Origin of the sequence: Microcystis sp. M179S2 (assembly GCF_020245805.1) — a bacterium.
GTDB classification, from domain to species: domain Bacteria; phylum Cyanobacteriota; class Cyanobacteriia; order Cyanobacteriales; family Microcystaceae; genus Microcystis; species Microcystis aeruginosa.
Genome location: NZ_JADBUE010000221.1, coordinates 1 through 14,020 on the forward strand (window position 1 = coordinate 1; position 14,020 = coordinate 14,020).

Annotated in this window: 7 protein-coding genes; all 7 read right to left on the minus strand. The window is 38.6% G+C overall.

The annotated features are described in order from the left end of the window. Nucleotides 1-160 precede the first annotated feature (160 nt). The 7 genes from IM500_RS13745 to IM500_RS13775 all read right to left on the minus strand — a co-directional run bounded on the left by IM500_RS13745 (nucleotide 161) and on the right by IM500_RS13775 (nucleotide 13,500). Nucleotides 161-340, minus strand: a complete 180-nt coding sequence (locus IM500_RS13745; protein ID WP_002782277.1) for a type II toxin-antitoxin system HicA family toxin — start codon at nucleotides 338-340, stop codon at nucleotides 161-163. Beyond that, entirely contained in the window at nucleotides 337-555 is a 219-nt protein-coding gene (locus IM500_RS13750; RefSeq protein WP_190723739.1) for a type II toxin-antitoxin system HicB family antitoxin, read from the minus strand. Before IM500_RS13750 ends, IM500_RS13745 begins: the two co-directional genes overlap by 4 nt. Nucleotides 556-671: 116 nt before the next feature. Beyond that, nucleotides 672-974, minus strand: coding sequence for a hypothetical protein (locus tag IM500_RS13755; RefSeq protein WP_190723740.1), 303 nt, complete (start codon nucleotides 972-974; stop codon nucleotides 672-674). Between the two features lie 89 nt (nucleotides 975-1,063). Then, nucleotides 1,064-1,255, minus strand: coding sequence for a hypothetical protein (locus IM500_RS13760; protein ID WP_242034768.1), 192 nt, complete (start codon nucleotides 1,253-1,255; stop codon nucleotides 1,064-1,066). A 330-nt stretch (nucleotides 1,256-1,585) separates the two neighbouring features. After that, the gene (locus tag IM500_RS13765; protein WP_002782285.1) at nucleotides 1,586-1,810 is read right to left on the minus strand and encodes a hypothetical protein; all 225 of its coding nucleotides are present in this window, start codon (nucleotides 1,808-1,810) and stop codon (nucleotides 1,586-1,588) included. Further along, nucleotides 1,788-2,075, minus strand: a complete 288-nt coding sequence (locus tag IM500_RS13770; RefSeq protein WP_194013636.1) for a BrnT family toxin — start codon at nucleotides 2,073-2,075, stop codon at nucleotides 1,788-1,790. The genes IM500_RS13765 and IM500_RS13770 overlap by 23 nt, the downstream gene beginning before the upstream one ends. Before the next feature lie 649 nt (nucleotides 2,076-2,724). Continuing rightward, nucleotides 2,725-13,500, minus strand: coding sequence for an Ig-like domain-containing protein (locus IM500_RS13775; RefSeq protein ID WP_287738695.1), 10,776 nt, complete (start codon nucleotides 13,498-13,500; stop codon nucleotides 2,725-2,727). Nucleotides 13,501-14,020: the final 520 nt, after the last annotated feature.

Below are 14,020 nucleotides of genomic sequence, written 5' to 3' on the forward strand. Positions count from 1 at the left end.
CCCCGCTTGGGATTTACTTCGAGAAGCCCAAAATCGCTGAAACCCAGATAGATCAAGGAAAATCATAAATCGAGGTTAACCCTTTGTCCCGTAATGGTTTGAGCCTTTTTTGCTGACCGAAAACGCCTAAGTCCCACTAGGCAGTGCCTTCGGCATCGCACTATTGGGCATTCAGGTTTCTGAGAATTTTTTGTGCTAAAAATTCTTTGATTTCTGTATGTCGTGGTACAGCTTCAATGACCCCAGTTTGAGGGTTAATCCAAAGAGAATGAGATGCACCCTCTCGCTTAAGATAACAACCAGCTTTCCGCAACTTTTTTTCTAATTCTTGACGTTTCATGGAATGGAAATTGTCTCCTCGATCGCTTCTTTTGATAGTCCTCGACGAATATCAGCTAAACGATCTTCAAAAATTAGTTGAATAGCACTTTTTAAGCTTTCTTTGGCTTCTTCAATGGTTTCTCCTTGACCATTTGCACCTAGGACTTCAGGACAAATCGCCCAGTATCCCCCTTCTGTTGCTGCTTCAATGATGGCGGTTAATTCTCCTTTCATGACAATCTCCTTTGATAATTTATGAATTATTCGATAATTTATGAATTAGCGTGCTGCTACGCAGTGCCTTCAACATCGCACTCTCAACCAAAATATCACAAGATCACGACACAAGATTAGAGCATCATGGGGATGATGTTGGGTTGAGTACCGATCACCCAACCTACAAGATCAGGCGATCGCACTGATATTGATTGAGAAGAAATAACAATAAATTGTTCAGGAGATAAAATTACATTTTCATAAGTAAAACCACCAATGACTTTAGGATTATAAATCATTAAATCAATAGCGTATGCTTCAGGATTAGGATAGCATTCAACCATTGCACCAATTGTTCCTTTAGGAATAATTAAATCTGAAAAATCGGCGGTTATATCTATTAAAGTTTGAATCGAATCATTAATTTTTGCTTTCATTATGTTTTGCTCCTTTAGCTGTAAACTTCTAACCAGTTTGTAATTAATCTAGGAATAATTTTGCCTTGATCTATTTGCCAGATTGTGATTCAATTTCCTTGCCCTCCATTAAAACCTTTGATCCTAATTGTAACTTTTAATCTCATACCATAGGGATTATTTTTGCTTTTATAGGCTGGTGCATAAGGTAAAATTTGACGAATTTGTTGAATTATATCTTGAGTTGCAATTTGACGGCCTTCTTGAGTTTCAACAGAATAACCTATCATGGCAAATCCCATCCATTTTCCTTGATTTTAAGGGTTGTTAGGTTGCAATGAGTAATCGGTAAACTTTCGCAAGTCTATTTCGGCTTGATCTGCATTTGGTAAGGGATCTCCTTCTTTCCAGCTAATACTCATATTACAATCTTACAAATGCTCTGAATCAAGCTCTGGGATTAGAGTATCATAATTTCAGAGCATAGGGTTAAGATTCCTGATTATATGAGCAAAGATAATAAAAATCATTCGCAGTTTGAGCTAAACGAAGTGCCACCCAACCCATAACATGAAGAATAATCGGGGGATGATGTTGGGTTTCCGTTGTCAACCCAACCTACAAGATCAGGCTTATTTTTCAGGGATAGCGGATAAGATAGCTCGCAGTGCTTTGTTTACATCTTCAGAATTTTTGAAAACTTTAGCGACATCTGGTTCTAAGGTGACAGTTATTTTTATTTCATTTACCTGAGAAGCAAAACGATTAGGATGAGCCTTAGTATAATCAAAGTTATATTCAGGAAGTAGGTCATCTTGTAAATTTTGTTTGGTTTCAGAATCCTGTGTATTTTTCATAGTCTTGGCGTTCTTTTTGGGTTGTTAAACGTGCGCTGATAATACGAATCATTTGATTTATTTCAGTAAAACAAACTACTAAAAGACGATTCTTGTCATCGTGTCCGATAATAATTTCTCGTTTTTCACCGACCGAATGCCACTCATCATCAAAAATGTAGGCTAAAGGATCTCGAAAAACAGCCTTGGCTTCTTCAAAATTGATGCCATGCTTTTTGAGATTAAGTTTTGCCTTGGGGTTATCCCACTCAAATTGTAAGTTCATAAACTCAATTCTAGTTCAATCTCCCCCTAAACAGCGCACTCTCAAATTTTGTCGTTGTCATACTCCCAAGGTATCATAGCTAGTGGACTGTTTCAGCTAATTTGGTGTATTAGAAAAATGCTATAAATTCTATAATCTAAGACTTTAAGCCAAAATCTATTGCCCTATTTTAGTTGAAACAATCCAGTAGGGTGCGTTAGCGAAAGCGTAACGCACCAATTTGATGATGAAGTTGGTGCGTGGGGCGGATTATTAATTTTGGTTTTTTATCAGAGATTATCGCCGCCTAACGCACCCTACAAGATCGGCGATCGCACTGCTATTACCATTTTCGAGATACAGCAGGCGATTTAACAAGTCATATTCACGGGTTTCTATTGTTCCATTGGGTAGTCCAGTAGGGTGCGTTAGCCAAAGCGTAACACACCAATTTAATGATGAAGTTGGTGCGTTACGGCGGATTGTTAATTGAGGTTTTTTATCAGAGATTATCGCCGCAAACAAAAACATAAATCGTAGGGTGCGTTAGCCAAAGCGTAACGCACCAATTTAATGATGAAGTTGGTGCGTTACGGCGGATTGTTAATTTGAGTTTTTTATCAGAAATTATCGCCGCCTAACGCACCCTACAAGAGCGGCTACTACAAGATTACTCTAGTAAGCTTAATTTATCTAGAATATGATTGTATAAAATTGCATGTGGACTATCCTTGACTGCATAACACAGAAGACTTCCTAGTCCTATTGCAATTGCTAAATTGCCCATTCCTAATGCTCCAAGTGCAGCCAGGACAAATGAATAATAATCATACAAAGCTGAATAATGATTGAAGTTTTTGATTGGTATATCTGGCAAATCAATCAAATTTAAGCAGTCTGCTAACAACGCAGCACCACCAAGCAGTATAACATACTCTATTATAGCCACTTCCCCACTAGGATCGATCGCATTTACCGGATTAACCCCAGCGTATAAATAATCATGCAAGGTTATCGGTTGATTATTGAAACCCTCAAAGGGATCAACGGAAGCAAAACGCCCAGTATTAGGATCATAATACCTTGCTCGTAAATAATAACCATCTACCGCATCATCAAACTGCTCACCCGCAAACAGATAATTATTCTCCGCATCCCCGACTTTACGGGTTAAATTACCATAAGCATCATAATCATATTCTACAATGACAGAACCATTATTACCCGTCATTAAACGAGTGCTACCTAAACCATCTACTTGATAGTAAATCCGATTTACACCGTCCTCTTGAGAGATTAAATCCCAACCGTGAGTATAGGTAGTATTAACTGTACCATTAGTTTGATATTCCTCAATCACTTGGGCGTATTGCTGTTGATTATTGTCAATTAAGAAGCGAGTCACCTCACCATCCACATCAATCGCCACTCGGATACCATTATGATCATATTCAAACTCGATACGTCCGGTTTCGCCGTTTTCCGTGACTTCTACTGCGGTTAATTCACCCTTAGCATTCCACTCATAATTAGTGGTAGTTGCGCCATTTTCTACCTTAGCAAGGAGATTACCCTCATCATCGTATTGATATTGGGTAACATTTCCGCCAAGAATTTCTTTTAACAATCTGTCGTTTTTATCATAGTTATAGGTGGTTTTACCTGCCACTGAATCGACTTTTTCTAAACGATTTCCTACTGCATCAAAACTATAAGTAATCGTTTTGTTACCTGCTACAGTGTCAGTAATTTTCTCTTGGGTTAAGCGATAGAGATTGTCATAGGTGTACTCCACAGTGCGACCATCATTTTCTACCACTTTCACCCGATTACCCATTGCATCTAGGGTATAGGTATAACTAGAAATAATACCCGTATAGTTGCGGTTTTCGAGGTAGGTTAAGCGATTTAACAAGTCATATTGTTGATTTTCAATCACCCCATTGGGGAAGACTGTTTTAATCAAATTACCCACCGCATCATAATCGTAGTCTGTTACTCCATTATCGGCATCTTTAACAGTATCAAGGCGATTCAACCCATCATAAGTATAAGTAGTTGTGCCTGAAGGTACGGTTAAGGTAAGAATATTACTAGCCTTGTCGTAAGTATAGCTAATAGTACGGTTATCGGGTTCGGTACGACTAATTAACCTGTCACGCTCATCATAAACATAATTTGTCATCCCTCGGTTATCGATAACGGTAGCTAATTCCCCCGTCAAGGTATAGGTAAAGGTTTCCGTAGCTGTACCATCAGAGAAGGATTTTTCGGTTAACCAGTTACGCTCATTATATTTATAGGTGGTGACTGCTCCATTAAAGTCGGTTACTTTAATTAAATTACCGATTTTATCGTGAATTGTCTCGTTACGTTGTCCACCAGGTAAGATGGTAGCTTTTAGACGGCGTAAACTGTCATATTCAAACTTAGTGATATTACCATTTGCGTCTTTTTGCTCGATTAAATTACCCACTAAGTCATATTTATACTCAGTGCGTTGATTTAAAGCATCAATTACCGCCGTTAGTCTTCCTAAAGCGTCATATTCATAATTAGTGGTATTTCCTGCTAAATCGGTTTCTGCTATCACTCGTCCTAAAGGATCATAAGTGGTAGTCATTACAGCATTATTAGCATAAGTTGTGGTAAGAAGACGATCAAGCTCGTCATAATCATACTCAGTGATGCGCCCTAACGCATCTGTTTTGGCAATTTGTCGCCCGTCTGCATCATAATTATAGCTAGTAATTTGATTGAGGGCATTAGTAACAGTTAAAAGGCGATCAGCTTGATCATAATTAAATTCGGTACGATTACCTAATTCGTCAATTTCGGCAATTTTTCGCCCAGCTTTATCGTATTCTTTCTTAGTGCGGGGATTATCGGTTAAATTGTCAGAGGTACTATCAGGATAAATTACTTCAATTTCTCGCCCTAAAGCATCATAAATATAGATAGTTTTACGTCCTAATTCATCAATAAAACCCGTTAAACGATCTAAAGCGTCGTATTCATTTTGGGTGCGAGGGTTATCGCTTAAATTATCAGGAGTGCTATCAGGTAAGATGGTTTCAATCAATAAACCACGATCATTATAACGGTATTCTGTGCGTCTTCCTAATGCGTCTATTTCTGCTACTTTTTCCCCAGCGGCGTTATATTCGGTTTTAGTAATACCCCTTGCACAACCACAACTACTCCCTTCAGGATCAGCTTTTTCAATCAAGCGTCCTTGAGCATCATAGATATAATTAGTAATAGCACCCAAAGCATCAGTAACACTCGCTACTCGTCCATTACTATCATAGGTAAAGGTGGTTTTTGCTCCCGTAGGATCGGTTAATTCAGTTAAGTTACCACGATTATCATACTTAAAGTTACTAATTTTACCATTAGCATCGGTGACAGTGGTTAAAAGTCCCAAGGAGTCATATTTATATTCAGTAACATTGCTTTCTGTGTCTTCCCGTTTAGTGAGATTACCGTTATTATCATAGGTGTAAGTGGTGACAAAACCTAAAGCAGTAGTCTCTGTCAAGATGTCGTTACTTTGGTTATAAGTAAAGGTTTTCTTGTTACCTTCCCCATCGGTTTCTGTCAGCTTATTACCTCGACTATCATAGGTATAACTGGTGATATTACCTTCGGGATCGGTTTCACTTAACAGGTTATTATCTTCATCGTAAGTGCGTAAAGTAATACCCCCTAATTGATCAACTTCTTGAATAACATTACCTTGAGCATCAAAAACCCGGGTAATAGTCTTACCAAAAGGATCTTTAACAGTTTGGCTATTAGTAGCATTATCAAAGGTGATATTTAATTCATTACCGTTAGCGTCAATAATTTTGCTGATTTGTCCATTTTCGTCATACTCTGTACGAGTCGCACTGCGTCCCAAGGGATCAATAATTTCTGTTAAGAAGTGTTGACGATTGGGGTCATCATAAACTAGCTGGGTGGTGTTATTAGTGCGGTCAATCACCTCAATTAAATCACCGTTGCTATCATAAACATATTTAATAGATTTACCATCAGGATCGATAATTTCAGTAATGCGACCTTGAGCATCTCGAATAAAGTCAATTTCAGCACCCGTTGAGCTAATAATACCCTCATCGGAGAAGGTTAATTTATTGCCATTTCTGTCGGTGACATCAATTAAACCAAAATTCTGATCATAGTTATAAACCGTTCCATCTTTGGTGGTTAATTTATATTGCGAGGGATTATAACCAAGAAAACTGAATAAAAATGCTCCTACAGTACCGTCACTACGAATAGTTAAAGGAGAGTTTTCTGTTTCTAGCTTATCAAATACCCCTGCATCGGGAGTAAAGCTAGGAGCATAAATTGCACCGAAGAAACTAGCAGAAACTGGTACGGGATTAAAAGTAAATCCAACGCGGCGGCCATCGGGAGTATTTAAAGTTACTCGTGTCCCGACGGAGAAAGTATTAGAAGTCCCAAATAAATCGGAATTAGCCTCACTTAAATCTCGTCCATCGGGGGAGGATTCGACAATTTTGGCATCTTGTAAACCTAAATCCCAACCATAGCCAAAATCTCCTTGGCTTGCACTTTCTAAGCTATTATAACGACGGACAATTTCAATGGGAATACCAGTTAAAGGAATAGATAGGTCAGTATATTCTAGGGAAAAGTCACCCGGTTTATTTTGTCCCGTCACATTTAAAATAACGCCTTGAACATTACCATTACCACTAAAATCAAAAGCGGTAATTTTTATTAGATAACTTCCATTTGCCAACAAACGAGGATCTAGATTAGCTACCTGCTGATTAGTAACATTTTGAGTGCCTTTTGTCAATAAAGTGTAATCGGGATCATTTTCCCCGATATTGCTTAAATCAACTGCTTCAATCGGGGCAATTTCCACTCGATAAAATTCGAGGTTATCATCTGTGATGGTAGCAATAATATCTGTAGGTGACTTGATAATGCCTTGGGTGGCTTCTAAGTTAGTCTTGTTAATTTCAATAACAGGTGCTTCGGTATCACTGGGATCAAGTACCCGCACTTCAATTGTTTCTGTATCCTGATTACCGGCTGCATCGGTAGCAGTAGCAATAATTTGATAAACTCCTGCTTTTTGACCGACAAAAGTAGCAGTATTAATTTGTCCATTGGGACTATTAGGATTAAGAGTTAGCGGAGTTGTATTAGCCGTTAAAGTGAGGGTTTTAACTTCGATATTATCCGTTGCTCGAACTTGGAAATTAATACTTTGACCAATATTAATCAAATTAGTATTAAAGCCTAATTCCACTACCGGATTAGTAATATCATCATTGCTAAGGGTTAAGTTATAGGTTTGAGTGGTGATTCCCCCGCGTCCATCGCTGACTTGAATCGTCACAGGATAAATACCTTGATTTTGGGATGCAGATTGCCAACGAATACGGCCAAATTGATCAATAGTTAAACCTTGAGGTGCTTGTAAGAGATTATAGGTTAAAGTGTCGTTATCTGCATCTTTGGCAATAACATCATATTTGTAAGTAACGCCTAATTGAGCTAATTCTAACGGCTGAGAATTAATAATCGGTGCCTGATTAGGAGTAACTCGGATATAGTAATTTTGATAGGCAATCCCACCATCTGCATCCGTCGCTGTGACTGTAACTTGAAAATCACCGTTAGTGGTGTTTTGAGTTTGCCAAGTAATTAAACCTGTATTTGTATCAATAGTCATCCCATTGGGTTTAACCGTTAAATTGTAGCTAATAGCGGTATTTTCGGGATCATTAGCCTCGACATCATATTGATATAATCCCCCAGCACCAATGATGATTTTAGGTGTGCTGGTAATACTAGGTAAGTTGTTGTCTAATGTAGCTAAAACTTGTAATTGATAGGATTGGGTGTTAGTCCCACCAAAACCATCGCTAACTTTGATTTCAACGGTTTGTTTTCCTAAGTTAGTAGGGGTATATGCTATTAGTCCAGTATTGGCATTAATGGTCATCCCTTCCGGGGGATTAATTAGGCTATAGGTTAGGGTATCATTATCAAAATCAGTGGCTCTTACTTCATAGCTGTAGGTATTATTAATCAGGGTAACGGTGTTAGGAGAGGAGATAATTTGCGGTGGGGTGTTAATACCTTTAGTATTGAGGAAAAATTCTTGAGTAGCAATGCCTCCTTTACCATCAGACACTCGCAAAACTACTCGATTATTACCGATTTGATTTTGTTTCGGTTGCCAAATTAAGCTACCAGTTTCTGCATCAACTGCCATGCCTTCAGGTTGATTGAGTAAGCTATAGGTTAACCTGTCATTATTGGCATCGGTAGCAGTGGCTCGATAGGTTAATAATTGTCCTATTTGGGCAGTTTGAGGCGCTGTGCTAGTGAATACGGGAGCCTGATTGGGGATAGGTTGATCAATTTTTTGGTTGCCAAAGTTGATGTTACTAACAGTTTCTCCTGCTTTGAGAGCGACAATGTGATAGCTAATACCGCCAGGAATTTCAGCAGTAATATTAACATCAAAAGATCCGTAGTTATTATACCAATCATATCCATCCATCGTGCCTAAAAACAGCCTTGTTGCTCCTTCAGGAACAATAATTTCCTGAGTTACACCATCATTATTTTTCCCATCACCAATAAAGAAAACTTGTTTTACTTTAGGTGATAATTTTGTATAATTAATACCATTAGTAATATTGCCAGTTTCTTCAAAGTTTAGTTCATCAGGCGCAGATGTTAAATTTGGTTGTTCATCTGTCAAGAATACACCAACTAGACTATTAATAGGAGCAGTTAGGTTAGAAATTCCATTTTCATCTAATTCTCCATGAGAGAAGAAGATACCACCATCAGGAGTTAAACCTGATGGAAATGGATCATTATTAACACTACCTGTTACATCAAAAGTAAGAGTTGAAGCAGCAACAATCGGCAATTGTGAAACCAGTATAGGAGATTGATTAGGTGCAACATCTCCCCCACTAGCTGCCGCACCATCAGGCATTCCTGACAGCCAAGGGTCGTTAATTCCTAAAACTTGAAGATCTATTGTTACTATTTGTTTTTTATCATTTGGATAAGTTTGTTTATAATCTGTGGGTATAATTTCCCTGACAATATAAGTACCTGCTTCTAAACCAGTGAATTGATATTTTCCATTTTCATCGGTGATTTGACTAGGCTCATTATTATCAAAAGTGCCATTATTATTTGAGTCAAGATAGACGGTAATTCCTTCTAAAGCAGGTTCATTGTTAATAAATGTCCAGGAAAGAATATCATGGTTTCCTAATCCTGCCCCTGTAGCAGAAGTAAAACCGACAAAAAACTCATTTTGTCCGAGAATTTCAGCAATATTAATTGTTGCGGAAACAGTGGCTTGTGTAGGGCGATTAGAGTCTTGAGAGACTCTAGCTTCTAGTAATTGTGACGAGCCATTATAGTCAATCCAAACATTCCAAATTTCTCCATTATTGAAGCGAGTAGGAATATTAGCTTGGACAAGAGAAGTTGTACTTCCATTAACATTAATACCAATATGATTGCCATTATTTTGATCTTGGCTACCATTATTAAATGTATCTAATTCAACAACAACAGTATTGTTTAAGCCTTCATAACCAATTCCTCCCCCTGCACTACCAATGGTATCTGTTGGACTGATAATAAAAGCTATACCATCCGCACCTTCACCATCTTCATCCCCAAGCCCGCTAGATTCAGAAATAGAAAATTTGAAGTTAGTAGAAAATAATAGATTTTGGTTACTATCTCGAACAAGGTTAAAGGGATTTTTTAATAAAGCATTCCCAGATGAGTAGAAACTATTTAATGATAGCCTTAAAGCATTATCTACGATTGCAGTATCTCCAGACAATATTAAAGAAGATACATCTACAGAAAAATCCTCAAAATTAGCTGAATCCCATATTCCATTACCGTTGGTATCTTCCCATTTAACCCCTTCAATTGTTCCTAATAAAGCATTATTTAACGCAATAACAAACTCTTGAGTATCCACACCCCCACGATTATCCGTAACCTTAACAGAAATATCATAGTTACCAACAGTTTTACCTGCTGTATTCCAGAGAATTTCTCCTGTTAAATTATCAATGCTCATTCCTTGAGGAGCATCAACTAAAGAATAGGTTAAATTATCCTCATCAGGATCGCTCGCATTAACATCATAAACATAATTTTGACTGGTACTAGCTTTAAGAATAGGCTCAGAGATGATGACAGGTGCATAATTATCCGTTTCTTCTTCTAACACCAATAAAGTATAAACCTGAGTCGCAATACCCCCCTTACCGTCATCAACTTGTAAGGTTATCTCGATTTCTCCTGAGACGGTGGGAGTGAATGTAACAACACCTGTATTTTGATTGATTACCAAGCCATTAGGGGCATTGATGACAGAATAGGTTAAATTATCATTGTCAGCATCAGTCGCATCAGCATCATAACGATATTCACTGTTGAGATTACCAGAAACGACGGGATTGGAAACGAATACTGGAGGACGATTTGGTTGAGAATCAATAACGTTGGTTACTACCCCTAAATTATAAGTTTGGGTATCCCTTCCCCCTTTACCATCTTCCACTGAAATAGAGATGTTATAATTGCCGATTGTTGGGGATTGCCAACTTAAAACACCAGTATTATTGTCAATGGTTAAACCATCAGGGGCAAGGGAGAGGGAGTAGAATAAGGTATCATTATCCGCATCAACGGCATTTGCATCATAACTATAATCATTACCGACAATAATCTTTAACTCAGGATTAGTCGTAAATTCAGGAGCATTATTCGCGGAAACAGCAGAAACAATTAAGTTATTGGGATTAATGACAAAACTAATGGTTTGACTATCATTCCCTCCTTTACCATCACTCACAGTATAAACAAAATTGCCACCATTACCATTAACATCTGCTAGAGGTGTGTATAGCAAAGAAGTCAGAGAATTAATCGAAATCTCATCACCTACATTAATAACTGTGCCATCAGCTAAAGTGATTTTTCCTTTGCTGTTATCTGGTAATTGAGTGACAGAAACCGTTAAAGTATCCCCATCAATATCTGTAGGTGTATTAATATTTAAGGGGATAGGTTGACTGTCTTCTGGTAAAGTAATAGTTTTATCTGCATCGGTGACAGGAGGGTTATTACCAGAAGTATTCTCAGGGGTAATAATAAAACTAATGGTTTGACTATCACTACCTCCTTTACCATCACTCACAGTATAAACAAAATTGCCACCATTACCATTAACATCTGCTAGGGGTGTGTAAAGCAAAGAAGTTAGAGAATTAATCGAAATCTCATCACCCACATTAATAACTGTACCATCAGCTAAAGTGATTCTTCCTTTGCTGTTATCTGGTAATTGAGTGACAGAAACCCTTAAAGTATCCCCATCAATATCTGTAGGTGGATTAATATTTAAGGGGATAGGTTGACTATCTTCTGGTAAAGTAATAGTCTTATCTGCATCGGTGACAGGAGGGTTATTAACAGAGGTATTCTCTGGGGTGATAACAAAACTAATGGTTTGACTATCACTACCGCCTTTACCATCACTCACAGTATAAACAAAATTGCCACCATTACCATTAACATCTGCTAGAGGGGTGTAAAGCAAAGAAGTTAGAGAATTAATCGAAATCTCATCACCCACATTAATAACTGTACCATCAGCTAAAGTGATTCTTCCTTTGCTGTTATCAGGTAATTGAGTGACAGAAACCGTTAAAGTATCCCCATCAATATCTGTAGGTGGATTAATATTTAAGGGTATAGGTTGACTATCTTCTGGTAAAGTAATAGTTTTATCTGCATCGGTGACAGGAGGATTATTATCAGGTGGATTCGGCGAATTATCATTATCTATAATCGTACCAATTCCCTCACCTTGAATCAGGATAGCATTGGTCACTCCTGTTAAATTGACCGTGAAGGTTTCCGTAGGCTCGCTAATTGTATCGCCCTTTACAGCAACTGCGATCTTTTTCTCCACTTCTCCCGGTGCAAACGTCAAAATTCCCGTCGAAGATTCATAATCTGTCCCCGCTTGGGCGGTTCCATCTTTCGTTGTAAATTGAGCCGTTACTGTTGTGTTTGTAGGGGCTGATAAACGAACTGTAAAATTAGCAGATTGAGTTCCTGTATTCCCCTCCGTCACTGTGGTATTTTCAATACTCAAAGACGGTAACTGAATCGGTTCTCCAATTGGTTCCCCAAAACTGAACCGAAACACTAAATCATCAAAATCGCGATCGCCGCCACCCCAAAAATCTTCCCAGGCCCAGGTCTGACTATCCTGTTGAGCATGGACATGATTTAAACCATCCTCATTGGCCGCCGCATAGGAAAAGAAAACCGGCGGGGCATTTTCCCCCTTGGCGATCGCCTGATCTGTCGTCCCGTTAGCGACTAGATACCATCCCAGATATTTCCCAGAAGGGACGTTAAACGTTTTACTATCAAACCCTTTCCCAGAGGCAAAAATTACCTGGTGGCGATCGCCTGACAAGGCCGCATCTAAATAACCCTGATCCCCTGGTTTAATCCCATTAATCTCGCCATCCGGGGTATCAACCAGGTAATAACCCATCTCGTTTGGAAAAGTATTATCCTGACTGACAGCCTCCACTGTGAGGGGAACCTGCTGTCCTTTGTCTCCGGGTAAGACAATTCCTGCTTGAGCAATATTAAAAACAACATCGTTAAAATCTTGATCTCCTCCACCCGTCAAATCTTCCCAGTTAAACCGCCAGATCCCGCGGTCAAGATGACTACTTTGGGAATGATCAAAGTTATCAGGATTAGCTCCTTTCAGGGAGAAAAAAGCTAACCCCGATTGACCCTGATTTTGTCGATTATTTTCTAACCAATTAGCGCTAGTATTGTTTTGAATCAGATAAAACCCTAGACGACTACCCCCCGCAACGGTGAATTCCCGCCAATTTCCCGCTTGATTACCCGAATTGAAGAGAGTTTGTCGGCTGGGACTGCTTAAAGCTGCTTCGGCGAATCCTTCTTCACCGGGGGCGATCCCTTCTACCCCACCTAAAGCATCCACCAGAAAGAATCCCACTTCATTATTAAAAGCTGCCTCTCGCACTGTCCACTGGACAACCATATTCACCCTTTCTGAGGGATTACCCGGAACGAATAAAACCTCGCCTAAATCATCTAACTGACTGATTTGAGGGGTTCCTGTCCAAGAAGTATCTTGGTCTGAAAAGGAGAAATTAGCAGCCTCTTGATTAACTAATAATGGGGTTGATAGCAGAGAATCACTTTGATTAGCTAAGTTATCGCTCGCCGTCGCGCTCACGGGAGCAAGAAAATTGCTAGGAGAAGATGGGGTGAGAGGTGTGACTAGAGGAGTCACCTCTGGCGTTGTCGGAGCCAGCATAGATGGTGCTGTCGCCATCAAAGTCTGATCTACTCCCAAAAGACTTGAGCCATCTTCTAGAAGTATTGGGGGAAGTGTTGGAAAATCCACTTATGCCTTCTGCTTGGATGTCTAGCTTGATTCATTAAATTAATCTTTGTTGGCATCCTAAGGGCGTTTCTTTTTACTGTCAATTATATATAAATTATTTGCATATATATATATATATCATTAGTTTTGCTAATTATATTAAATCCATTTTCAATAATATGATTAGAGTTCTTGCATAATTAATTTTAGAGAGTTCATAGTAAATCCAGTTATTAAAGACTGATTATTTATTCCCCCTTTTGCATGAGTGCCTGTCCTGATATGTAGCTTATACTCAACGGATTTAGTTTTTTTCAGAGATTATCGCCACAAACAGAAACATAAATCGTAGTGGACTGTTTCAACTAAAATAGGGCAATAGATTTCGGCTTAAAGTCTTAGATTATAGAATTTATAGCATTTTTCTAATACACCAAATTAGCTGAAACAGTCCAGTAGGGTGCGTTAG